This window comes from Erythrobacter sp. SG61-1L, assembly GCF_001305965.1.
Lineage (GTDB): Bacteria > Pseudomonadota > Alphaproteobacteria > Sphingomonadales > Sphingomonadaceae > Andeanibacterium.
The window spans coordinates 735,460-758,860 of the sequence record NZ_JXQC01000003.1; the positions used below are offsets into that span (position 1 = coordinate 735,460).

General features: G+C 61.5%; 26 protein-coding genes. 8 read left to right on the forward strand and 18 right to left on the reverse strand.

Annotation, left to right across the window (positions count from 1 at the left end; genetic code table 11):
* Nucleotides 1-5: 5 nt before the first annotated feature.
* The 11 genes from SZ64_RS03805 to SZ64_RS03855 form a co-directional block, all read right to left on the reverse strand.
* On the reverse strand, nt 6-491 hold the full coding sequence (locus tag SZ64_RS03805) for a DUF6692 family protein (protein WP_054529596.1): 486 nt from the start codon (nt 489-491) through the stop codon (nt 6-8).
* On the reverse strand, nt 488-1,000 hold the full coding sequence (locus SZ64_RS03810; protein WP_054532075.1) for a DUF305 domain-containing protein: 513 nt from the start codon (nt 998-1,000) through the stop codon (nt 488-490). Before SZ64_RS03810 ends, SZ64_RS03805 begins: the two co-directional genes overlap by 4 nt.
* A gap of 64 nt (nt 1,001-1,064) precedes the next feature.
* Nucleotides 1,065-1,415 carry an ion channel gene (locus SZ64_RS03815; protein ID WP_082384710.1) on the reverse strand — a complete coding sequence of 117 codons (351 nt, stop codon included), beginning with the start codon at nt 1,413-1,415 and terminating at the stop codon, nt 1,065-1,067.
* A gap of 93 nt (nt 1,416-1,508) precedes the next feature.
* Nucleotides 1,509-2,792 carry an APC family permease gene (locus SZ64_RS03820; RefSeq protein WP_277813747.1) on the reverse strand — a complete coding sequence of 428 codons (1,284 nt, stop codon included), beginning with the start codon at nt 2,790-2,792 and terminating at the stop codon, nt 1,509-1,511.
* A 78-nt stretch (nt 2,793-2,870) separates the two neighbouring features.
* A complete protein-coding gene (locus tag SZ64_RS03825) occupies nt 2,871-3,515 on the reverse strand; it encodes an isoprenylcysteine carboxylmethyltransferase family protein (protein ID WP_054529598.1) in 645 nt (214 codons plus the stop codon).
* On the reverse strand, nt 3,512-3,751 hold the full coding sequence (locus tag SZ64_RS03830) for a DUF2933 domain-containing protein (RefSeq protein ID WP_054529599.1): 240 nt from the start codon (nt 3,749-3,751) through the stop codon (nt 3,512-3,514). The genes SZ64_RS03825 and SZ64_RS03830 overlap by 4 nt, the downstream gene beginning before the upstream one ends.
* 38 nt (nt 3,752-3,789) lie before the next feature.
* Nucleotides 3,790-6,159, reverse strand: a complete 2,370-nt coding sequence (locus tag SZ64_RS03835; RefSeq protein ID WP_193391545.1) for a copper-translocating P-type ATPase — start codon at nt 6,157-6,159, stop codon at nt 3,790-3,792.
* Nucleotides 6,156-7,091 (reverse strand): ribose-phosphate diphosphokinase, encoded by a 936-nt coding sequence (locus tag SZ64_RS03840; RefSeq protein WP_237233516.1) that lies wholly within the window; start codon nt 7,089-7,091, stop codon nt 6,156-6,158. The genes SZ64_RS03835 and SZ64_RS03840 overlap by 4 nt, the downstream gene beginning before the upstream one ends.
* Nucleotides 7,088-8,599, reverse strand: coding sequence for a thymidine phosphorylase family protein (locus tag SZ64_RS03845; RefSeq protein WP_054529601.1), 1,512 nt, complete (start codon nt 8,597-8,599; stop codon nt 7,088-7,090). Before SZ64_RS03845 ends, SZ64_RS03840 begins: the two co-directional genes overlap by 4 nt.
* Nucleotides 8,596-9,978, reverse strand: coding sequence for an MBL fold metallo-hydrolase (locus SZ64_RS03850; protein ID WP_054529602.1), 1,383 nt, complete (start codon nt 9,976-9,978; stop codon nt 8,596-8,598). Before SZ64_RS03850 ends, SZ64_RS03845 begins: the two co-directional genes overlap by 4 nt.
* Before the next feature lie 59 nt (nt 9,979-10,037).
* Nucleotides 10,038-10,304 (reverse strand): hypothetical protein, encoded by a 267-nt coding sequence (locus SZ64_RS03855; RefSeq protein ID WP_054529603.1) that lies wholly within the window; start codon nt 10,302-10,304, stop codon nt 10,038-10,040.
* A gap of 121 nt (nt 10,305-10,425) precedes the next feature.
* Between SZ64_RS03855 and SZ64_RS03860 the strand changes: the two genes are divergently transcribed.
* Nucleotides 10,426-10,698 carry a metal-sensitive transcriptional regulator gene (locus tag SZ64_RS03860; RefSeq protein ID WP_039280293.1) on the forward strand — a complete coding sequence of 91 codons (273 nt, stop codon included), beginning with the start codon at nt 10,426-10,428 and terminating at the stop codon, nt 10,696-10,698.
* A 45-nt stretch (nt 10,699-10,743) separates the two neighbouring features.
* On the opposite strand, the gene SZ64_RS18860 is transcribed toward SZ64_RS03860, so the two are convergent.
* The 3 genes from SZ64_RS18860 to SZ64_RS03880 all read right to left on the reverse strand — a co-directional run bounded on the left by SZ64_RS18860 (nt 10,744) and on the right by SZ64_RS03880 (nt 12,711).
* On the reverse strand, nt 10,744-11,127 hold the full coding sequence (locus tag SZ64_RS18860; RefSeq protein ID WP_054529604.1) for a hypothetical protein: 384 nt from the start codon (nt 11,125-11,127) through the stop codon (nt 10,744-10,746).
* A gap of 20 nt (nt 11,128-11,147) precedes the next feature.
* Entirely contained in the window at nt 11,148-11,615 is a 468-nt protein-coding gene (locus SZ64_RS03870) for a DUF411 domain-containing protein (protein WP_054529605.1), read from the reverse strand.
* A gap of 397 nt (nt 11,616-12,012) precedes the next feature.
* On the reverse strand, nt 12,013-12,711 hold the full coding sequence (locus SZ64_RS03880) for a DUF2231 domain-containing protein (protein WP_054529607.1): 699 nt from the start codon (nt 12,709-12,711) through the stop codon (nt 12,013-12,015).
* Between the two features lie 99 nt (nt 12,712-12,810).
* On the opposite strand from SZ64_RS03880, the gene SZ64_RS03885 reads away from it, so the two are divergent.
* The 5 genes from SZ64_RS03885 to SZ64_RS18480 are packed head-to-tail and all read left to right on the forward strand — an operon-like array spanning nt 12,811 to nt 17,004.
* Nucleotides 12,811-13,095 (forward strand): hypothetical protein, encoded by a 285-nt coding sequence (locus SZ64_RS03885; RefSeq protein WP_054529608.1) that lies wholly within the window; start codon nt 12,811-12,813, stop codon nt 13,093-13,095.
* Entirely contained in the window at nt 13,092-13,532 is a 441-nt protein-coding gene (locus SZ64_RS03890; protein ID WP_054529609.1) for a periplasmic heavy metal sensor, read from the forward strand. The genes SZ64_RS03885 and SZ64_RS03890 overlap by 4 nt, the downstream gene beginning before the upstream one ends.
* Before the next feature lie 6 nt (nt 13,533-13,538).
* On the forward strand, nt 13,539-14,099 hold the full coding sequence (locus tag SZ64_RS03895; RefSeq protein WP_054529610.1) for a sigma-70 family RNA polymerase sigma factor: 561 nt from the start codon (nt 13,539-13,541) through the stop codon (nt 14,097-14,099).
* 32 nt (nt 14,100-14,131) lie between these two features.
* The gene (locus SZ64_RS03900; protein WP_054529611.1) at nt 14,132-15,949 is read left to right on the forward strand and encodes a copper resistance system multicopper oxidase; all 1,818 of its coding nucleotides are present in this window, start codon (nt 14,132-14,134) and stop codon (nt 15,947-15,949) included.
* Entirely contained in the window at nt 15,949-17,004 is a 1,056-nt protein-coding gene (locus SZ64_RS18480) for a copper resistance protein B (protein WP_054529612.1), read from the forward strand. The genes SZ64_RS03900 and SZ64_RS18480 overlap by 1 nt, the downstream gene beginning before the upstream one ends.
* A 527-nt stretch (nt 17,005-17,531) precedes the next feature.
* Here the strand turns inward: SZ64_RS18480 and SZ64_RS03910 are convergent.
* The gene (locus SZ64_RS03910) at nt 17,532-19,040 is read right to left on the reverse strand and encodes a class I adenylate-forming enzyme family protein (RefSeq protein ID WP_054529613.1); all 1,509 of its coding nucleotides are present in this window, start codon (nt 19,038-19,040) and stop codon (nt 17,532-17,534) included.
* Nucleotides 19,041-19,239: 199 nt separating this feature from the next.
* Here SZ64_RS03910 and trxB point away from each other — a divergent pair, with 199 nt between their 5' ends.
* Nucleotides 19,240-20,205 carry a thioredoxin-disulfide reductase gene (gene trxB, locus SZ64_RS03915; protein ID WP_054529614.1) on the forward strand — a complete coding sequence of 322 codons (966 nt, stop codon included), beginning with the start codon at nt 19,240-19,242 and terminating at the stop codon, nt 20,203-20,205.
* 16 nt (nt 20,206-20,221) lie between these two features.
* Here the strand turns inward: trxB and SZ64_RS03920 are convergent, their stop codons facing one another.
* The 3 genes from SZ64_RS03920 to SZ64_RS03930 form a co-directional block, all read right to left on the reverse strand.
* Complete coding sequence (locus SZ64_RS03920; protein ID WP_054529615.1) at nt 20,222-20,650, reverse strand: MAPEG family protein; 429 nt, start codon at nt 20,648-20,650, stop codon at nt 20,222-20,224.
* 13 nt (nt 20,651-20,663) lie between these two features.
* Nucleotides 20,664-21,095, reverse strand: coding sequence for an MAPEG family protein (locus SZ64_RS03925; RefSeq protein ID WP_054529616.1), 432 nt, complete (start codon nt 21,093-21,095; stop codon nt 20,664-20,666).
* Between the two features lie 67 nt (nt 21,096-21,162).
* Nucleotides 21,163-22,140, reverse strand: a complete 978-nt coding sequence (locus SZ64_RS03930; RefSeq protein WP_054529617.1) for a threonine/serine dehydratase — start codon at nt 22,138-22,140, stop codon at nt 21,163-21,165.
* 47 nt (nt 22,141-22,187) lie between these two features.
* On the opposite strand from SZ64_RS03930, the gene SZ64_RS03935 reads away from it, so the two are divergent.
* Nucleotides 22,188-23,399 (forward strand): saccharopine dehydrogenase family protein, encoded by a 1,212-nt coding sequence (locus SZ64_RS03935; protein ID WP_054529618.1) that lies wholly within the window; start codon nt 22,188-22,190, stop codon nt 23,397-23,399.
* The last annotated feature ends 2 nt before the right edge of the window (nt 23,400-23,401 follow it).

The following is a 23,401-nucleotide window of genomic DNA, read 5'->3' on the forward strand; positions in this document are numbered from 1 at the left end:
TCACATTATGCCGGACATTTGACATAGCCACGGTAGCCGATCTCGTCGTTCGCCTCTGGAGGAACGACGATCACTTCCATTGCTTGCATTCCAGCGTTGCCTGTTTCGTCAACGGCGCGTGTCGCGACGAGAAGATTGTCGCTGGTGAAGCGATCCTTTCCAGCTGCCTGCAAAGGAATGAGCTTGCCGTTGAGTTTGATGAACCCCTCGCCCCCGGCCTCGTAAATGAAACTGGGAAACCCGACCTCGGTGAGCCGGAAGACGCAGCGGTCATCGGTGCCGCCGATCGCCTTGACGTCGGCCGGGGTCATTGTTTCGGGTTTGATGATCGCTGTTGCGACATTGGCGAGCGCGACTGAAGCGGGTTCGATCGCGGCAGGACTGGCCGGAGGTTCGAGTTCGGCTTCCCGGTCGTTGCCCGGGGCGGTGTTCTGGTTGCAGCCCGCAACACCGAGCGCCAGCGCGGAGGCCGCGAAAATGATCCTGTTCACTGGACGTCTCCTTCCTGTGGTGCCGGCGAAGAGACCGCTGCTGCGGGGGCCTCGAGCCACTCCGGCAGACGCTCAGACGTGCGTTCGCCATTCTCGCGTATATCGGCGATCAGGTATTTCATCTGCGCAATTTCACGCCGCTGCGCGACGATGATGTCGTGTGCCAATTTACGGGTACGCGGATCGCGGAGGTGCGCACGTTCGCTGGTCATGATCGCGATCGAGTGGTGCGGGATCATGGCCGACATGTAGTCCACATCGTCGATCGTGCTCTGACTGCGCACCAGCCACAGAGCGAGCGTAAAGACGAGTGCGCCCACTCCGATGATGATCATGTTCCTCTTCCGGTCTTTGTACATGCCCCACATAAAGAGAAGCATGACCACCATCATCATCGCGCCCATAACAAACATCATCCAGAAGCGTGTTTCGCTCCAGAAGAAATGATCGGCATCATAGGTGTTCGCGTACATGAGGAAAAACATGATGACGGTCGACGTTGCGACCATCGCCATGAAGCGCCAGTAATTGCTGCCGCCTCCGCCCTCCTTTTTGTGTTCCGCGTGATCCATCCTAGGCCTCCTGTTTTTTCATTGTCGAGAACACGAATTGCGCGGTGCAGCTGATCAGAAGGAATCCGGTCAGCGACTCGATCCCCGCCAGAGCGCTCAGATGCCCGGTCGGATAGATATCTCCGAGACCGAGCGTCGTGATGTTGATGAGCGAGAAATAGAAGAGGTCCATCGCACTCATGGCAGGCTCCTTGTCGAAACCGCCGAGGCCCATTCTCGCAGCACCCGCGAAGCCGAGGGCGAAAAGACCGGTCACAAGCAGATGACTGGCCAGCACGACGAGATAGGCGAGGCTCAGTCGCAGAGAATTAACCGAGGTAGGCTGGACGGCCCGCCTTGCCAGGCGGATCATGCCAAGGTGCAGCCACAGAGCCGCTAGGAACAAGACAATACCTATGACTATCGCAAGCGATATAGTTCTATCTCCGGTTTGCAGGTTCCCTTTCTAACTCGGTTCGCCTTCGTTCTGTTCCCTTCGCTGCAGGAAGAGATGTTCACCTGCAAAGACCAGAACGATGCCGATCGCCGCGTAGATGACTATCATTGGATCGCTTTTCAGCTTTACCCAGGAGAAAGCGGCAAGGACGACGCCGTCAGCAGCTATGGCTGCCAACAGGATTGCCGCCTTTGCTCCCACGTCGCGGCGCAGATACCGGAAGACGCCCCAGTGCACCAGCATGTCCATGACGAGATAGAAGAACGCTCCCAGCGCCGCGATCCGCGTCAGGTCGAAGAGAACTGCGAGCGTGCCGGCCAACACGACCGTATAAACAAGCAGATGGCTTCGCAGGGGACCCGTCATGCCGAAATGACTATGCGGAATGAGCTTCATCTCGGTCAGCATCGTCAGCATACGCGAAACCGCGAAAACGCTTGCCACTACGCCTGAAGCCGTGGCCGTGATCGCGATCACCACCGTGAACCAGAACCCTGCAGGTCCGAGGGCAGGCTCTGCTGCTGCGGCCAGAGAATAGTCTCGGGCCTCAACAATTCCCTCGATACTGAGACTCGATCCTACCGCGACCGCCACCAGCAGATAGGTCACGACGCAAATGCCGATCGCGATCATGATCGTCCGACCGACATTGCGGTGTGGATCGACGATCTCCCCTCCACTGTTCGTGATGGTTGTGAACCCTTTGAATGCGAGGATCGAGAAGGCGATCGAGGCGACAAAGCCCATGCCTTCGAAGCCCGATTCCGCCTGGCCAAAGGCTCCGCCGCCGAAGCCGCTGACCCAAAGCGCAGCGATTGCGAAGATCGCGATGCCCCCGATCTTGATTCCGGACATGACGAGCGAAGCGGTGCTGACAGAACGGTTGCCCGCCGCGTTCACGACGTAGGCGAACACGATCAGGCAAAGCGCTAGTATGGACAGCAAAAGCCCGTTGGTTTCCTGCCCGAACGGTCGCAGCGCGTAGGTCGCGAAGGTCCGGGCCACCAAGCTTTCGTTGATGACCATCGAAAGCGCCATGAGCACCGAAGCTGATGCCGCGACTGTTCCCGGGCCATAGGCTTTCTGAAGGATCATCGCGATACCACCAGAGGACGGCCAGGCGTTTGACATCTTGATGTAGCTGTAGGCGGCCAGCGCCGTGACGAGCGCTCCGGCGATGAACGAGAGCGGAAAGAGTGGCCCGGCGAGTTCGGCAATCTGGCCGGTCAAAGCAAAGATACCAGCGCCGATCATGACACCGGTGCCCATCGCCACCGCACCGCTCAGGCTTATAGAGCCCTCTCGGTCGCCGCCTCCACCATCGCCATGACTGTGAATGTGCCCGTTCTGCAATTATAACTCCCGTGTGTCCTAGGCGGTCGCGGCTGAGCTCCGTGGAAAGAAAGCCGGCACCTTCGACCGGTACTCTTCAAATTCCACAGGAAATTTCTCGCGGGTTTCGGCTTCCTCTATCCGGGCCAGCCGCACATACATCGAGACCAGAACAGGGAACATCGCCAGGGTCAGGAGCGTAGGCCACTGGAACAGGAATCCCAGCATGACGAGGATGAAACCGAGATATTGCGGATGCCTGACGCGGACGTACGGACCGGTAACGGCCATTTGCCCTTCCTTCTGTGCCTTCCACAGCACGTGCCAGGACACAGAGATCAGCCAGAAGCCGCCACCGATCAATGCAAAACTGAGCAGGTGGAAAGGCCCCCAGTGTGGATTGGTTTTCCAACCGAACATCATTTCGAGAAGATGCCCGGCATCATGAGTGAACCAGTCGACGCCCGGATAATGAGACTGGAGCCAGCCGGACAGAAAATAGATCGTCAGGGGGAAACCATACATCTCCGCGAAAAGCGCAACGATGAAGGCGCTAAAAGCGCCGAAGCTGCGCCAATCCCGCTTGGTACGAGGCTTGAAGAAGCTAAATGCGAAGAAGATGAAGATCGCCGCATTAACGAAGGCGAGGAGCCACAGACCATAGCCAGACATATGCGCGCTCATTTCCCGTGCCCGCCATGGCCATGATGCATGAACAGATGCATCGCAGGGCAAAGCAGGAGCAGCACGAGCAACAGGCCATTGCCGGCAAATATGTGCGCTCGATGCTCGTAAGCCAGCAGGAAGGCAATCACGCCCAAGAAGACGAGGAACACCGCACCTGCGCGTGATTTCCAGAAACTTGTGCCGGAACGCCCGGGCGGCGTTTCACGATTTCTGTGTTCATCATGCTGATGCATCGCAGTCACCTTTCATTTGAGCGAGCGTCTTTCCTTCATCAGATCTTCGCACCTCGGAGACGCAGCGAGTTGGTAACGACCGATATCGACGATGCGCTCATGGCAAAAGCGGCAAACATCGGACTGATCAGGATGCCGAAGAACGGGAACAGCACGCCTGCTGCCACCGGCACGCCGGCAGCATTGTATATGAGGGCAAAGAACAGGTTCTGGCGGATGTTGCGCATGGTCGCGCGGGCCAGTCGGCGCGCGCGGACAATACCGTCGAGATTCCCTTTCACCAGCGTGATGCCGGCACTTTCGATGGCGACGTCCGCTCCCGTGCCCATGGCGATGCCGACATCGGCCTGCGCAAGCGCGGGGGCGTCGTTAACGCCATCACCGGCCATCGCGACCTTGCGCCCTTCGGCCTGAAGCTCCTGGATGATGCGCGCCTTGTCCTCGGGCAGCACGTCGGCGCGGATCTCGTCGATGCCGAGCCGGGCGGCCACCGCCCTGGCGGTGCGCTCATTGTCACCCGTTGCCATGATGATGCGAAAGCCCAGCTCATGGAGCGCCTTCAAGGCATCCGGCGTGGTTTCCTTCACTGGGTCAGCAACGCTGACAAGACCGGCTACGGCACCATCCAGCATCACGAACATTACCGTTTCGCCCTGGTCGCGGTAACTATTGGCCTTCTCCGTCAGTTCGGCCGCTTCGAGACCGAGGTCGGTGACGAGCTTGAGGTTGCCGAGCGCGACGCTCTTGCCATCGACTGTACCTTTGACACCTTTGCCTGTGACGGCTTCGAAGTCGGTAGCTTCACCGAGCGCCACGCCGCGTTCCTCCGCGCCCGCGACGATCGCTTCGGCGAGCGGATGTTCGGAACCCCTTTCAAGGGTTGCGGCAAGGCGCAGCACTTCGGCTTCATCGTGACCTGGTTCGGGCAAGACGGACACCAGTCGCGGCTTGCCTTCGGTCAGTGTTCCGGTTTTGTCGACCATCAGCGTGTCGATCTTCTCGAAGCGTTCGAGTGCTTCCGCGTTCTTGATCAGAACGCCTGCCTGCGCGCCGCGCCCGGTCGCCGTCATGATCGACATCGGCGTGGCGAGGCCAAGCGCACATGGGCAGGCGATGATGAGGACGGCAACGGCGGCGATCAGCGCGTAGGACAGCGCCGGAGCCGGACCCCAGAAGGCCCAGCCGATGAAGGACAGGATAGCAATGCCGATGACAACCGGCACGAACCATCCCGAAACCTTGTCGGCGTATTTCTGGATCGGCGCGCGCGAGCGCTGCGCATTGGCGACCATCTCGACGATCTGGGAGAGCATGGTGTCGGCGCCGACGCGGGTTGCTTCGATAACCAGACTGCCGGTTCCGTTGATCGTCGCGCCCGTCACGGGATCGCCCGCGACCTTTTCAACCGGGACAGGCTCGCCGGTGATCATGCTCTCATCAACCGACGAGCGCCCGTCCGTCACGACGCCATCAACCGGCACCTTGTCGCCCGGCCGCACGCGCACCCGGTCCCCGACCAGCACGTCTTCGAGCGGGATTTCCTCTTCGCTGCCATCCTCGCGGATCACTCGGGCGGTCTTGGCCGCAAGATCGAGCAGCGCGCGGATCGCCTTGCCCGTGCCTTCACGAGCACGCAGCTCCATCACCTGGCCCAGCAGCACCAGCGTGACGATGACAGCTGCCGCCTCGAAATAGACGCCGACATGGCCCTCGGCATCGCGGAAGCCGTCGGGGAATATGCCCGGCGCAAGCACAGCCACAATGCTGAAGGCCCAGGCGGCCATCACCCCCATCCCGATCAGCGAGAACATGTTAAGGTTCATCGTGCGGAAGGAATTCCATCCCCGCACGAGGAATGGCCAGCCACACCACAGGACGACGGGTGTGCCGAGTGCCAGCTCGATCCAGAGCGTGTTGCGTTCCCCGAAGATATCCCTGACGCCGCCAAGGCCGAGGAACGGCCCCATGGTCAAGACCAGCAGCGGGAGGGTGAGGACGGCGCCGATCCAGAAGCGCCGTGTGAAATCTACCAGTTCGGGGTTCGGTCCCTCTTCGGCCATTGTAGCAGATTCGAGTTCCAGCCCCATGCCGCAGATCGGGCAGGAACCGGGCTTCGTTTGCCGAACCTGCGGATGCATCGGGCAGGTGTAGACCGTTCCGGAATATCCGGCCGGCACCTTGTCGTAGCGCTTGTCGTCCGCTCCGATTTTGGCGTCTGCGGGGTGACCATGGTGGCCATGACAGCAAGCGTGGCCGTCCTTCGCCTGCTCGCTGCCTTCAGGCACGAGATGCATCCCGCACTTGGGGCAATCTCCCGGCCCCTCCTGCCGCACTTCGGGGTGCATCGGGCAAGTGTAGATCGTGTGATAGCTTGCCTCGTGGTGCTCGTGATGGGTGTGGTCGTTCATGGCGTCACCGTGTCGTTCTTGCTGTGGCTCGACTGATCGATTGATTCCTGGGCTTGCAGGTCGCGGCATGCGTCGGCCAGCGCCTGCGCGAGCGAGATTGCATTGCTGACATGCGGTATGGAGTCCGTCGTCACGACCCGTGATGCGCCCGCCGCAAGAATATCGTCGTGGGCATCGCCGGCAAACACCGCATGGATCACGACGCAGATGGGCGGCTTCGTTCCTGCTGCGAGTAGTCGCTCGATCGCCTCGATCAGTGTCCGTCCCGATGAGGCAATGTCATCGACGATCACGGGCGTTCCGTCGAGAAGCGCTTCGCTATGCGGCACGCTGACTTCGACACTGCGATCGCCGCTACGGTGCTTTTCGAGCACTTCATAGGGCCGGTCCGCCAGTCGGGCGACTTCAGCGACCCATTGCCGGCTCTCGCTGTCGGGACCGAGTAGCACCGCATCGGGTACGTTTGCGGCGATCCATTCGCCCAGCAGGGGTGCGGTTTCGATCCGGCGGACCGGAATGTCGAACAGGTCTTCGAGTGCATGGATCCGGTGCAGATGCGGATCTGCGGTCACCAGCCAGTCGAAGCTTTCCTCCAGGAAGCGGGCAAACAAGGGAGCGCTGACCGCCTGGCCTTCGGCAAATCGCCTGTCCTGCCGCATGTAGGCGAGATAGGGCGCGATCAGTCCGACGCGGCGAGCACCCATTTCTCTGGCTGTCTCTGCTGCAAAGCGCAGGGACAACGCAAGCGGATCGGGCTCACGCAAGGTGGCGAGAATTGCGACATCCTTGCCTGCAAGGTCGCCAGGCAAGGTCACGAGGCTCTCGCCATCCGGAAATCGGTGGACATCGACCTCCCCGCTCTGCGCTCCGACTAGCGCGGCGATGGCTTCGCCCAGGGGCAGCATGCCGGGAAAGGCAAGGATACGGTTCACGGCGCTTCTCCAACCACGAAGGGAGAAACGCCTGAGCGGGCATAGTCCTGCGCCCAAACAAGTTCACCCTGCGTTTCCGCGTGAATCTCGTAGAGCGGCTGGCCTGCATCGATCACATCGCCCGGCCTTGCGTGCAGACGTACACCGGCGTGCTTGCGGCCCGGAGCCCCGGCCAGTTTCGCGATTTTGGCGATGCGGCGGTTATCGATCTCCCTGATCGCGCCGCCAACATCAGCTGTTTCGATGGAGTGGTAAGGTGCGCTGCCCGGTTCGCGAAACCCGCCCTGTGCCTCGCAGATCGACAGAAATTTCGCTTCGGCCGCACCGCTATCGAGCAGGTTCCTCGCCGTCTCGCGGCCCTGTCCGCCGTTCGCTTCCGCCAGGTCAAGCAGGGCGCCCGCCAGGTCTAGTGCCCTCTCTCGCAGGTCCATCGGGGCATTGGGGGCACGCCTCAGGACCGCAAGCAGGTCGTGTGCCTCGAGCGCCGGGCCGATACCGCGTCCCACCGGGGCCAATCCGTCACTGACATGGATCCGCAGGGACAGGCCGATCGCCTTGCCGACGGCATGCAGACGCTCGGACAGGGTTCGCGCAGCCGCCTCCGTTCGGACCTTGGCCGTGGGTCCGACCGGCATGTCGATCAGCACATGGGTTGAACCCGCTGCCGCCTTCTTGGAGAGCACGCTGGCGACGAGCTGGCCGTCGCTGTCGAAATCGAGCGGCCGCTCGATCCGGATCAGCAAATCGTCGGCGGGGCTGAGATCGAGGCCACCGCCCCACACGACGCAACCACCCTCACTTTCGACCACGCGGCGCATGGCGGCGATGTCGAGCGCGACCGGCGCCAGGACTTCCATCGTGTCGGCGGTGCCCGCTGGCGAGGTAATCGCGCGGCTTGAGGTTTTGGGTATGCGAAATCCCGCGGCAGCAAGGATGGCCACGACAATGGGAGTGGTCCGGTTGCCCGGCAGTCCGCCTACGCAATGCTTGTCGAGGACCAGCCCCGCACCCCAATCAAGCGTCTTGCCCGCGCCGTGCATCGCCCGCGTGAGGGCGATCGTTTCGGCAATATCGAGGCGGTCACCAGCACAAGCCGTGATGAAGGCGGCAAGATCGAGATCGGACAGGCGGTGCGCCACCGTATCGCTGATGATGGCCTGGCATCCAGCCGCATCGAGGCGCTGGCCGTAGACCTTCGAACGGATCGCGGAAGCCGAGGCCGGCGGCTCCGGATGAGAGAAGGTGACAAACTCGCCGTCGTCGGCCTTGAGCGCGGTCCAGGCGGCTTCACTGAGGCCTGCAGTATCGGGCGGCAGCCAGTCCGCATCGGTAACAACATTGAGCGCGGCAACGATTGACCGCTGGCCGTGCGTTATCTCGACCTGGGTCAGAACCGAGAAGCCCTCCGCCCGGCACAGGTGGCAATCTTCGCGCATATAAACGACAGGCTGCCGGTACGTGTCGATGCCGGCGCGCATGACGGGTATTGAGTGAATATCACCGGTCATTTCGGACGTTCCAGACTAATCCGTTCGAGGTGTTCCGGAACGCGAACTCTCCAGCCAAGCTCGTGGTCGATCCGGTAGCGCAGGGCATCCGCGCTGTCGGGTTCGCCGTGAGTGACATAGGTCATTTCCGGCGGCTTGGCCTGTCCCATCCAAGCCAGCAGTTCGTCAGCGTCCGCATGGCCGGACATGCCTTCGAGTTGGATCACTTCGGCGCGGATGTCGATCTCGCGCCCGAAGAGCCGCAGATGCTGCTCGCCTCGGGCGAGGACGGCCCCCCTCGTGCCTCCTGCCTGGAAGCCGCTCAGCACGATCGCGTTCTTGGGATCGGGGCCAAAACTGACCAGGTGGTGCAGGACGCGGCCGCCTGCGAGCATGCCGCTTGCGGAAATGATGATCATAGGTCCGACACGACGGTTGAGCTCCTTCGATTCCTCGACCGTGCGCACGCGTTCGGCGAGATCGAACATGGCCTTGCAGTCGTCCCAGCTGACGTGATGCTCATCATGGTGATTGTGGTAGATTGCGGTCGCGTCCACGCCCATCGGACTGTTGAGGTAGACCGGCACGTAGGGAATGGCGCCCCGCTCCCGCAGTTGCGCGATCTGGAGCATCACGCCCTGGATCCGGCCAACGGCAAAAGCCGGAATGACAATCGCGCCACCGCGCCGTGTGACCCGGTTGATGACGTCGGCCAGCTCCTGCTCCGGATCGACATGGCCGTGCGTACGATTGCCGTAGGTGGATTCGGTCACGAGAATGTCGGCACCTTCGAACGGGCGAGGGCCACGCATCAACGGGTCGGCCTCACGACCGACATCGCCGCTGAAATGGACCGTCCGCCCATCGACGGTCACCTGGATCTGCGCCGCGCCGAGCAGGTGTCCCGCCGGAATGAAACGCGCTGTAATGCCCTCTCCGAGGTCGAGTATCTTGTCGAAAGGCGTTTGCCGGAAATGTTCCAGCGCCGCGCGGGCATCTTCAAGCGTGTAGAGCGGCTTCGGGTTTGCGTGCCTGGAATAGCCCTTGCGCTTCGCATAGCGGGCCTCTTCTTCCTGCAGATGCCCGCTGTCGGGGAGCAGCAGGCCGCAGAGTTCGGCCGTAGCCGGCGTGCAATGGATATGGCCCTGAAAGCCGTTTCGGACCAGCGCGGGCAGATAGCCGGAATGGTCAAGGTGAGCATGCGTAAGCAGCACGCAGTCGATGGATTTCGGCGGCACCGGGAACGGCTTCCAGTTTCGTTCGCGAAGCTGTTTATACCCCTGGAAGAGCCCGCAATCGATTAGGATCCGGCGACCCCTAGCCTCGATCAGGTAACGCGAACCCGTTACGGTTCCCGTCGCGCCAAGGAATCTGAGCGAAGGCTTCTCCGAGATGCTCATTTTATCTGCCCTTTCCTAGGCACTGGCCGATCAGAGTTGAGGTTGCCGCGCGTTCGCACTCACTTCGAGCTGAAGAAGCGATGCAGTGGCACCAGCAAAACCGCCGCGTACCAGCCGTAAAGGAAACTTCCGACAGCGCCCGCGATAAAGCCTGGCCACGTCAGCCATTCAAAGCCCGGCAGGAGCGGTGCCCACGCATCGAGCATATGAAATTTGGCCGGGACGAGCAGGCCATAGCCCACGCACAGGAGATACGTGATGAGCAGGAACAGACTGAGCGTCCAGCCCCAGATGCGAATCCCTTGCTTCAAGGTTGTATCGGTCATTACAGGCCTCCTGTTGCTCACAATACATAAGGGGAGTATAGTATATACGCTTTCCTGTTTCAAGAGTTGCTGATTTGGCGAATGATTGGCTCAACCTCGAAAAGCTGGCATGGGAGAGACGATGAGCGATAAATTCTCACGAGAAATCGCGCGCATGCGCAGGATCGAAGGCCAGGCGCGCGGCATTGCCAAAATGATGGAAGAGGACCGGTATTGCATCGATATCCTCCAGCAGTTCGCGGCAATGGAGGCTGCCTTGCGTTCGGCGCGCATGGAGGTGCTCAAGATCCATGCGAGCCATTGTCTCGAAGAGGCTATCGAACTGGGGTCGAAGGGCGACCAACGAGCTAAAATCGCTGAACTTATCGCCCTTCTGGAAAAGCAGGCGCGCTGATCCCGTCGCCCATCGGGGCGATCATTCATTGCCAGGTCTGGCGACCTAACCGGGGCCATGGCCAGGATGCGCCGCATGATCCTGTGCGGCGGGATCGGCAGGCGGAGCCTCGCTATCCGGTGCGCTATTGGATTCCGGCTTGCCCATTTGTCCGTGGCCCATTTGCGAGTGGTCCATCGTTCCGTGATCCATCTTAGAATGATCCATCATGCCGTGGTCCATTTGCGAGTGGTCCATCATCCGGCACATCATCTTGCCGTCTTCACCTTTGGCCATCATGCCCTGCATCATTTTGCCATTGTGCATCATTTCGCACTTCTGCGGCATTTCAGCTGGAGGCGAGGGCTGATCTGGCGCGGCCTGTTCAGACTGTGCCATCACCGGACCGGCAAGTAGTAGGCCTGCCAGGAAAATTGTCTGCTTTTTCATGTTGGTTCTCCTCGTCTTGTTCAGTTGTAGCTATTGAACACCGTGCGCCCCGTCTTGCCGAAGGCAATGACCTGGTATGGCTGGGTGCGCCCGCTCATTTCCATACCCGGTGAGCCGACCGGCATTCCGGCGACTGCCAGCCCCTCGACGCCTGCGGGGCGTTCACGCAGAAGGCGCGCAACATCGCCGGCTGGCACATGACCTTCGATGACATAGCCATCGACGATCATCGTGTGGCACGAGCGAAGCTCGTCGGGGACGCCTTCGCGGTCCTTTATCGCGCCCATGTCGGCGCTGTCCTGCACCGCAACGTCGGCGTGCAGGCCCTCGCGGATATGTGCGGCCCAGGCCTCACAGCAACCGCAGTTTGGATCGCGGAACATGGTATAGTTCGCCGCCTGTGCGGCACCGCTGCATGCGGTAAGGAACATGGTTCCAAGCAGCGCTATTAGCCCCGTACGGGACGTTCCCGGATCAAATACCTTCATTTGTGTTCCATTCCTTCCATCGCGTGATTGGACATGGTCGACATGTCGTGACCTGCGTGCGGATCGACTGGCTGTGCCTCCTGCGGCGCAGCTGACTGGGGTGCTTTTGACACTGAGCCTGCATCATCTTCCTGTGCACCGCTGTTTCGGCCAGGTCTGGGCTCAATCGGCGATCGCAAAGGGACGTCAGCCGCCGCCGTCTCGGACTGTTCAGGTTCGCCGGGCTCCAAACTCTCTGCGATCGTCTCATTCTTGGGCGCTGCAGATTCCGAGAGCGCCGGGACGCTGGCCTGCGATGCTTCCTCCGGCTTTCTATCACATCCCGCGAGCAAAAGGGCTGCTGTCAGCATCAGTCCGCAGAGAGCCGCGCGGGTCACAGTGAATTTTCGCATCGTGCTTACTCCAGACCAAGATGGTTGGGGCCGAAGACCATCTCACCGCCGAGATAACCCTGAATGACGAGGGCGACTGCAAGGATCGCGAGCGTGACGCGGAGGCCTGATCGCCGGTTCGAGCGGAATGCGAACCACGCAGCTAGGATTGCCACCCCCGCGACCGCCGATCCGTTCCAGCGATGAATCCCAAGCGTTTGCGACCTGTCCGAAAGCCGCCAGCCCGCAGCAAACCAGCCAAGCAATGCGGCGACCAAGGCACCTATCGCGCCACCGGCAACAAGGAACCGCACGGTCGTCTCGAGACCAAGCGCAGGCCGCAGCGCCAGAAGGAGCTCGGCAAGGGCGGCCATGAGCAGCAGAGCAACAGGGAAGTGCGCCGCGATGGGATGAAGCCGTCCAAGAAAGTCGCCTGTCGACGTCAGCCGGTTCTCTGCAATCGCTGCCTCGAGCGCCTGTTCAGGCGTCTGCCGCTCGACAACACCATCCGCGGATGGGTGCGACTGCGCCAAGATCTCGGGGTCGTGCATCGCGCCTGCCGCTTCTTCATGCTTGGCGGTTGCCTCGTGCATCTCCATCTGCACCATCTCGGCATCGCTCATATCGTCCTTGTGCCCTTCATGCGCATGGACGGCGATTGGCACCGCGAAGACCGTAACGGCCAGCAAGACCATGACTTGGCGAAAGACAGGAGTTTGCTTCATGCTCGTTTTACGCTCTCACTTGCCGCACCCCTCAGAATTATTTTGAGGGGCAATGACACCGGAGGCGTATAGAAAGCGAGCAGACAGGAACGAGACAGGATGCGAAACGAACAACGACTGGACAATGCTCTGGCACGCCTAAGATCCTCAGCTGATCCGGCGCTGCCGGACGGCTTCATGGACGGCGTCTGGATGCGAGCGGGCCAAATGGAGGCCCTATCCGCGCAGCGCACACGTTTTGTGCTCTTCGCGGCCATGGCTTTCATCGGGCTTGGCGCGGGATTCGGAACAACGCAGACGCCAGCCCATGCCGAGCCTGCAGGCTATCAGCTAGTAGAAGGCGCGAATATGTCACCTGCCGCCCTGCTTCACGTCGAACCATGAAAATCGGTGGTTTTCAGCTACTGCTGGCTATTTTGCTGGCGGTGGCAGCGGGGTGCATCGGTGCATTTGCGGCAAACGAATGGCGCCAATCGAGCCACCCGCAAACCCTTCATGATTTTGTCCATGATGAACTCGACCTCGATGCCGCGCAGAACAGCAGGCTCGAGCAACTCGAAACGCGTTTTGCTGTCGAGAGGAAGGAACTCGACCTGTCGCTGCGTGCGGCCAATGTCCGGCTGGCCGCGGCGATGGATGAGGAGCACGACTACGGCCCCAAGGTCGCCGCAGCGATCGACGATGTTCACGCGCGAATGGGGGATCTCCAGAAGGTGACGGTAAGGCATGTCTTTGCCATGCGTGCGCTGCTCGATCCGGAGCAGCAGAGGCGCTTCGATCACCAGGTGGCTTTGTCTCTCACCGGCGAACCCGGCGAATGACCGGCAGTGCGGGGGCCGGAAGACACGCTTGAGAGGGACCTGGTTGAGAAGGTCAGGGCCGGAAATAGAGCGGCCTTCGATCAACTCGCGGCAATCCACCTGCCGCGCCTGCTGAGCCTGTCCCGCCGTATGCTCGGGTCGGGCGATGAGGCTCAGGACGCCCTACAAAATGCACTCGCTTCGACCTGGATCGCGCGCGCCAAACTGGACCCATCCAAGCCGATTGCGGCCTACCTGACGACGGTGACTCTCAACAAATGTAGGGACCGGTTGCGGAGACGAAAGGCGGCAATGCTCCTGGGCCTTGGTGCGTTCGATCCGGACCTGCCGGTAGCATCGGACGCGCCGGACGCGGAATCCGAGATCGCCGATCGGCAGGCGCTGCGACAAGTCTCCCGCGAAATTGAGCACCTGCCGATACGGTTGCGCGAAGCGCTCGTCCTGGTTGCCATAGACGGACGCAGTCAGCGAGAAGCCGCCGAACTTCTCGGCGTAACCGAGAAAACAATCGAGACCCGCGTTTACCGCGCGCGGCAGCGGCTGCGCGAGAAAGTCGATTTTGTTTGAGGGGTAATCCCGCTCCCGGCGTAAGCGGTAATATGAGCACTACACCTCTAAGCGACAGGTTCGCGATCGATCGCCGGAAATTTCTTACGCGCAGCTCCTTGGCAGCGAGCCTGCTAGGGCTTGGTCATGCCCTGCCGGCCTGGGCACGCGGGAGCCACGGCGGGACGATGGCGCGCAAAGGCAGCGACGTTCTTTCGGGTGAGCATCTGACGATGACCGTTGCGGACTCAAGCTTCGCCACCGCCAGTCGCCACGGTCCGGCAGTGACAGTCAATGGAACGCTGCCCGGTCCCTTGCTGCGTCTTCGTGAGGGCCAGAATCTTGTGGTCGACCTCGAGAATAACAGCTCTATGGGAACCTCGATCCACTGGCACGGTCTGCTCGTCCCATTTCTGATGGACGGCGTCCCAGGCGTGACCATGGCCGCTGTCGAGCCGGGTGAACGGTTCCGCTACGAATTTCCGATCCGGCAGGCCGGGACCTACTGGTGGCACGCGCACACCTTGCAGGAGCCGATGGGTCATTATGGCCCGATCATTATCGACCCGGCGAACGGTGACCCCCACCAGGTCGATCGCGATTATGTCGTGATGCTCTCCGACTGGTCGCCGATGGACCCGCATGTGCTGATGAAGAAGCTGAAGGTCGGAGAAGCACCCTTCAACTTCCAGAAGACCACGGCGACTGACGACTATCCCCTCTCGGGCGCTGAACGCCGGATGTGGGCCCGCATGCGCATGATGCCGACCGATATCTCGGACGTTTCCGCGCCGCTCTACAGCTACCTCCTCAACGGTCATGGACCCGAAGACGGACTGGAATTTGCTTTCAATCCGGGTGAGCGGGTTCGCCTGCGTTTCATCAACGGCGCGGCGATGACGTTCTTCAATGTGCGCATTCCCGGCCTGCCGATGAAGGTCATCGCCGCCGACGGGCAGGACGTTCGTCCGATCGAAGTCGACGAGTTCCAGATCGGCAACGCCGAGACCTACGATGTCATCGTCGAGCCGACCGGCGCAGACGCTTTCGCGATCGTCGCCGAGGCGATGGACCGTTCAGGCATGGGTGTCGGCATGCTGGCGAGCCGCCCCGGCGCGCGTGCCGACGTTCCTCTGCTGCGCGATCCCCCTCTTCTGACTATGGCCGATATGGGCATGAATCACGGTTCGACTGCCGACAGCATGGACCACGGCGGGATGGATCATGGCGCAATGGAGGGAATGGATACCGGTTCATCCGGCGCCGCTTCGGGTACCATGGACAGATCGATGGACATGGACTCGATGTCGATGCGCGACACGTCACTGCTTCCGCCAAGCGTGAAGGTTGGACCCGGCGTCGACATGGTTTCCATGAACCCAGTCGACCGCATGGGCGATCCCGGTATCGGTCTTGCCGACGTTGGCCACCGCGTCCTCAACTACAGGCAGCTTGTCTCGGCAAATATGAACCCGGACATGCGCCGGCCGACGCGGCTGAAGGAAATCCACCTGACCGGTAATATGGAACGATACATGTGGTCGTTCGACGGCCAGAAGTTCTCCGCCGTCACCGACGATCCGATCCGTTTCGCCTTCAACGAACGGGTCCGGGTCAAGCTCGTCAACGACACGATGATGGCTCACCCGATCCACCTGCACGGGCATTTCTTCGAGCTGGTGAACGGTGCGCCGCATGGACATCAGCCATTGAAACACACGGTCATCGTCCAGCCGGGTGGCAGCGCGCAATTCGATCTGACGGCGAACGAGCCAGGCGACTGGGCGTTTCACTGCCATCTCATCTACCACATGCACAACGGGATGTTTCAGGTCGTGACGGTCCGCCCGTTGCAGGGGGGAGAAGGCTGATGCGAGCTGCAACTCTCCTCCTTTTCCCGCTCGCGGTGTTGCCCAGCATGGCAATCGCGCAAGACCACCAGCATGGCGCGCAAGCTCCCAAAGAAAGCGAGGCCACAGCTCCTTCGCACACGCCTACGGAGCCTTCCGCCGGAGACGGCAGCGGCATGGACCATGACACGATGGATCATGGGACCATGGACCATTCTGCAATGAACCACGGGACGATGGGCCACGGCACGCCAGATCGTGGGATGATGGAACATGGGCCGATGGGGCATTCCGGTATGGAGCACTCTGCGATGCCAGATGATACGCCGATACCGCAGGGGCCGCCTCCGCCGGATGCCTTCGAAGGCCCGGCCTTCGCCGCCGATGCTTTCGTCGGAGCTGAGAAAATGGCCGCGTCGCGCGCTTCGGTTGTCCGCGAAGTGAGTGGTCTGCCCGTATTCTGGTTCCAGGCCGATCGTGCCGAATATCGCGCGCGCGAAGGCAAGGACGGCTACCTCTGGGATGTTCAGGGCTATTACGGCGGTGATCTAGACAAGTTCTGGTTCAAGAGCGAAGGGGAAGGCAGCTTCGGCGAGAAGCCTGAAGCGGCTGAAGTACAGGGCCTTTGGAGCCATGCGATTGGCCCTTGGTGGGACCTTCAGGTAGGCGCCCGACAGGACCTGGCCGGCCCCGAACGCACCTATGCTGTTGTTGGCGTGCAGGGGCTCGCGCCTTACCTGTTCGAAGTCGATACCGCAGCGTTTCTCTCGACAAAGGGCGATCTCACCGCACGCATCGAGGCTGAGCTTGACCAGCGTATTACCCAGCGCCTGATCCTCCAGCCGCGTGTCGAACTGAATCTGTCGGCGCAGGATATTCCCGAACTCGGGATCGGGGCCGGACTCGACACTGCCGAGGTCGGCCTGCGTCTGCGCTACGAATTTGCTCGCGAGTTCGCGCCATACCTAGGCATCGAGCAGGAGTGGAAGCTGGGAGGAAGTGCGGACTATGCTCGTCTGCTTGGAGAAGGCACATCTGCGACCAATTTTGTCATTGGTGTCAGATTCTGGTTCTAGGTGCTCTGGCTCAAGGCGCAAGCAAGCCTGATGCTCCCATTCCTCGGTTTCGAAAATGACGACTTGCACAAGGTAGCTCCATTGACCGGTCCACCGTATTGGCTCTTCAACGGCCGGAGGTCCCGATAAATCTGAAGCTGGTCTGCGTCCGCGCACCGAGTTTTTCGGTGAATTTATCTCACATATCACTGGTGCATAGGGCCAGGCAAATATGCTGCGGTAGTTTCGCTGGTTGCCGATGAGCCTCTGGAGCCTGCGGAAAATGCTCGCGTTATCGTCGAGGCTCGTCGTTGCCGTGCCCAGCATCCTGAACTCCGTGCGGCTTGATGAAGCCTGGATAATCCTTCGATCAATTCCAGTTGTCGCGCGCATAGCGCATGCCATCGCATTTCCGAAATGGTGGGGGTATCAATGGGGGTATTTTGCTGCTTTCGATATAAAATACGTTGTAAAATCAGCGTCATAATGGAATTGTAAATATCCCTCCTCCGCTACCATCCCTTATCATTTTCAGTTTGCTGCCGTGTTCAGGCAGAGCGCATCTGCGCAGCCCGGCGGCGTTGCCGTTGCCGCAGGCGCTCGGTGAGTTCCTTCGCCACTGTCTGGCGCGGGATGCGACCCATGGCGTTGCGGGGGATGAAGCGCACGTTGAACAATGCGAACAGGAACTGCTGGGGGAGCATGGGGCGGATCTTCAGCCGGACTGCGGACATGTCCTTGCCCGGTTGCAGCACCGCAGCAACGCCGATGACATCGCCCTGATCAAGCTGCAGCGCCACCACGCACACGTCTTCGAGCTCTGGCAGGGCGCTCAGCCGTTCCTCCAGTGCAACCGGAGAGAGCTTGGCGCCCGCGATATTGATGGTTTCCGAGGTGCGCCCAGTGATGGCGAACAGGCCGTCTTCAAAAAGGATGCCGATGTCGCCGGGATAGAACCAGCCGTCGCGGAAGGGCGCGCGCGGGCCATTATTGACGGGAATGCCTAGATAACCGTCGCACATGTAGTTGGACTTGATGCGCACAGCACCCGGCTTGCCGGCGGGGCGAACCTCGCCCTCTGCATCCACGATCTCGACCGTAATGCCAGGTTCGACCATGCCGACCGCGCCTGGATTGCGGCTGACCAGGGAACTGTCGCCAGCGGCGATGCGGCCCACTTCGGTGGCGCCATAACTCATCCGCACGGGCGAGCCGCAGCGTGCCAGAACGCGCTGACGCAGCAATGGCGCGACTCTGCCGCCGAACAGTTCGACAACCCGCTTTTCGCGGTCCGGCCATTGGCCCGGAACGAATTTGAGGATTTCCTGCATGCGGAACGGCGAGGCGGCTATGAAGGTCGAGGGGGCTACGAAAGATGCGAAGTCGGGCTGTTCGTCGCCCATCGCGGCCAGCAGGACAGTCGCGCCGATTTGCCAGGCGGCAATAGGATAACGCAGCCCGGTAGTGGTAATGAGGCCCAGCAGAGTAAGCAGCACTGTATCGGGAGTGATGTCGCCGGTCTCACGCACCTGTGTCAGGCGGCCGGCAAACAGCTTTGCGTCCCACCTGACGACCTTTGGAGTGCCGGTGGTGCCCGAAGTGGAGAGCAGGCGCACCGATTGGGCTTCAAGGCCCGTCAGATCACGCAAGCTGGCAGGCAGTTCGACCTGCTCGGCCAGGGGCTGCGTGCCTTGGGGAGAGAAGGGCAGCTTGTGTGTCGGATGGGCGGAGGCAGGCAGTCCGTCTATCTTGCCGATGGCCGCCGCATAGGGTCCGATTGCGCCGCTCGCGGCAACCTGAGGGGGCATTCCGCCGGTGGAGCAGACAAGCCCGGCCCGGATCGCGCCGAGCTGCATGATCCAGTCCCAATAGCTGGTATTGGCGAGATGATTGGGATGCAAGGTCACCCGGTCCCCCGGTTCCAGCCCCTGGGCAAGCAGCCACTGCGCCATGGTGTCGATATCGGCGCACAGGCGGCCGTAAGTGATCAGGGCGCTGCCTGCGCGTACGGCAATACGCTCGCGGTCATGCGTGTAGATCGGTTCAAGAATTGGCATTGCCTGGCACTTTCCCTGTCATTCGCTTTCTTGCCCTGACCTGTGCGCAATCGCGCCAGCGGAGACAAGGGCAAGCAGCCGCCGCACTGCGGATAAGGACAGGTGAGCTTTCCCCAGCCCAAGCCTGCTTGCGATTGTCGTGGGCCGAGTGAAACACTACATGCCCGGCAGGAAACAGGCACACGGATTTACAGGCACCATGGCAACCCACACCACTCGCATGCTGATTATCGGTTCCGGCCCGGCAGGTCTTTCCGCGGCCATTTATGGCGCGCGTGCGGGGATGGAGCCGATCGTGGTGCAGGGCCTCCAGCCCGGCGGTCAGCTGACCATTACGACCGATGTGGAGAACTATCCGGGCTTCCGTGAAGTGATCCAGGGGCCGTGGCTGATGCAGGAAATGCAGGCTCAGGCCGAACATGTCGGCACGCGGATGCTGTGGGACACGATTGTGGACATCGACATTGCCGGCGGTTCGCCCTTCAAGGCCATTGGCGACAGCGGCGATGAATATGTCGGCGATGTGCTGGTGATCGCCACGGGCGCTCAGGCCAAGTGGCTGGGCGTGGAAGGCGAACAGGCGCTGTCGGGCAAGGGCGTGTCTGCCTGCGCGACTTGCGACGGGTTCTTCTATCGCGGCAAGAAGGTGGCTGTGATCGGTGGCGGCAACACCGCCGTGGAAGAGGCGCTGTACCTCACCAACCATTCCGATGACGTGACCCTGATCCATCGCCGTGACGAATTGCGCAGCGAAAAGATTCTGCAGGATCGCCTGTTTGCCAATCCGAAGATCTCCACCCTCTGGAACAAGGCCGTCACCCGCTTCGTCGCGGGCGACAACGGCACGCTGAATCATGTGGAACTGACCGACACCGTCACCGGCGAGACGAGCACGCTGGAAGTGGACGGGGCCTTCGTTGCCATCGGCCATGCGCCTGCCACGGAACTGTTCAAGGGCAAGCTGCCGATGGATGAAAGCGGCTATTTGCTGGTGGAACCGGGTACGCCCAAGACCTCCGTGCCCGGCGTGTTCGCCTGCGGTGACGTGATGGACCACACCTATCGTCAGGCAATCACGGCGGCGGGCACGGGCTGCATGGCCGCGCTGGATGCGGAACGCTTCCTTGCCCAGCGTGATTTCGAGGCGGCGAAGACGGAGGCCTGAGGCCTCCGCCACCCGGTCAGAATACGGCCATCGCTGCGTGCAGGATCAGCGCCGCCAGCGCGAGGCTGGAGGCGACGAACAGCGCAAAGCGCAGGATCACCCGGTTGATCGTCACCTGCACCAGCGAGTGGACGATTCTCAGGCCGACATAGACCCAGCCGAGATAGGCGTTCCAGCCGTCGCCCTGTCCAGTGATGGCAAGCACGATAGCAATCGCATAAAACACCGTAGGTGCTTCATGCAGGTGATTGTAATTATGCGCCTTCCACTGAACTTGCGGCGGCAGTAGCCGGTCAAGATCGGCTTCGGGATCGGTCGCAAGGCTGTTCGGATCGACCTTTGCCGCAGTCATGGCAGGGATGCGGGTGGCGTACATCCACACCCAGATCACCATGGTCCATGCGGCCAGCACCACTACGGGTTGAAGGATCGCTGCCCCTACCATCGCATCGTCTCCTTCAGGCGAACAGGGCGAGTTTAATCGCCCGCGCGGCCAGATAGATCAGCGGCAGGTTGGAGAGCGTGAACAGCAGCAGCCGCACCGGAATGCGGTTCACCATGGACTGCCACAGCGAATGGGCGATCCGCAGCGCCACATAGATCCACGCGGCCAGCACATCCGTGCCACTGGCGCCCAGCAGGGCGACGATCACCGCCACGGCGTAGAACAGCGTGGGGGTTTCCGTCAGATGCGTGTAATTATGGGCTTTCCAGTTGACCGGATCGGGCAGCACGCCGTTGAGATCCTGTCCGCGTGCGCCGGGCTTGGCCTCGCTCGCCTTCGATCCCAGCTTCGCCAGTGAGCGCAGCCTGACTGCGGTCATCCACAGCAGCATGAAGAGCGACCACGCCACCAGTACGGCAGCAGGCGCGAGCATCTTCGCTTCCATATCTCTCCCCCTCCTGTCTCCAGGAAGAGGTGAGACTGCCTGCCACCCGATAGATTGTCAAACGCAACTAATCCTGCGTTTCCAGCACTCTGGCAAAGCTTGCCGGATCGACATTGCCGCCGGTCAGCATGATCACCGTGCCCGGATCGAGCGCCACCTTGCCCGCCAGCGCGGCGGCAAGGGCGACCGAACCGCCCGGTTCCAGCACCAGCCGCAGATGGGAGAAGGCGAAGCGTTGCGCCGCACGCACTTCCGCCTCGCTCACGGCAAGGCCGGGGGAGGCGCGCTGTTGCAGCACGGCGAAGTTGATCGGCCACGTTGCCGGCGTCTGCAGCGCGTCGCAGGCCGTAGGGGGAGGGTTGGGGCCAACAGGCTGGATTTCGCCGGAAGCGAGGCTGCGCGCCACATCGTCCCACCCTTCCGGCTCCACAGGCACGATCGCGGCATCAGGGCAGGCGAGGGCGAGTCCTGCGGTCAGCCCGCCACCGCCACAGGGCGCAACGATCCGGCTCGGGCCGCCGATCCCGCGCTCGGCCATTTGCGCTGCGATCTCGATCCCGGCGCTGCCCTGTCCCTCGATTACCCAGGCATCGCCATAGGCGTGGACGTAAGTGGCGCCGCGCTCGTCGCACAGGGCGCGGGCGATGGCATCGCGGTCTTCGCCGCCGGGGCGGTCATAGAGAACGATTTCCGCACCCAGAGCGCGGACATTGGCGAGCTTAACCTTCGGCGCATCATTGGGCATCACGATGGTGGCGGGAATGCCCAGCCGCCGCGCCGCCCATGCCACGCCTTGGGCATGATTACCGCTGGATACGCCGACTACCCCGCGTGCGGCTTCCTCGGGCGTCAGCGTGCTCAGCCGGTTCCAGCCGCCGCGAATCTTGAATGCGCCGATGGGCTGGAGGCATTCGGCCTTCACCCACAGCGCAACGCCCCCGATTTCCACCGGAAGAAGCGGCGAAGGAGGCAGGATCGCGGCGATCCGGGCTGCTGCGGAGACGGTTCCTTCATGCGAAGGTGCGCGCATTGGTTGTGCTGTCATGCCAGCGATCTATATGCGCAATCACGCTTCGGCAAAGGAGATAGGTTTTGAGCAAGGTCCTGGTGATCGGCGCGGGCGGTGTCAGCTCGGTCGCGGTGCACAAGATGGCGATGAATCCCGGCATCTTTCCGGAAATCCATCTGGCCAGCCGCACGAAGTCCAAATGCGACGCCATCGCGCAAAGCGTGAAGGAACGAACGGGCGAGACGGTGGCCACTTACGCGATCGACGCGGAAGACGTTCCGGCGCTGGCGGCGCTGATCCGGCAGATCGGGCCCAGCCTGGTAGTGAACCTGGCGCTGCCCTATCAGGATCTGACCATCATGGACGCCTGCCTCGAAACCGGCGTCGATTATCTCGACACCGCCAATTACGAGCCGAAGGAAGAGGCGAAGTTCGAATATAGCTGGCAGTGGGCCTATCACGACCGCTTCAAGCAGGCCGGGATCATGGCGCTGCTGGGCAGCGGCTTCGATCCGGGCGTGACCAGCGTTTTCACCATGTGGCTCAAGAAGCACAAGCTGAAGACGATCCGCACGCTCGACATTCTGGACTGCAACGGCGGCGATCACGGCCAGGCCTTTGCCACCAATTTCAACCCGGAAATCAACATCCGCGAAGTGACTGCGCCTGCCCGCCACTGGGAAGGTGGCGAGTTCGTGGAAACGCCGGCCATGTCCAACAAGGTGCAGTTCGATTTCGAGGGCGTCGGCCCCAAGAACATGTATCTGATGTATCACGAGGAACTGGAAAGCCTCGCCAAGTTCGTTCCCGAGATGGAGCGTGCGCGCTTCTGGATGACCTTCGGCGACGAATACATCAAGCACCTGACCGTGTTGCAGAATGTCGGCATGACCCGGATCGATCCGGTGATCTATGAGGGCAAGGAGATCATTCCGCTCCAGTTCCTCAAGGCCGTGCTGCCCGAACCCGCCAGCCTTGGTTCCACCACCAAGGGCAAGACCAATATCGGCTGCATCGCCACTGGCGAAGCGCTGGACGGGTCGGGCGAGAAGACGTTCTACATCAAGAACATCTGCGACCATGAAGATGCCTTTGCCGAAACCGGCAATCAGGCCGTCAGCTACACAACCGGCGTCCCCGCCATGATCGGCAGCGCCATGGTGCTGCAGGGCATCTGGAAGGGAGATGGCGTGTTCAACATGGAAGAGATGGATCCCGATCCCTTCATGGATATGCTGAACAAGCACGGCCTTCCCTGGACCGTCGAGGAACTCGACGGGCCGGTGACCTTCTGACC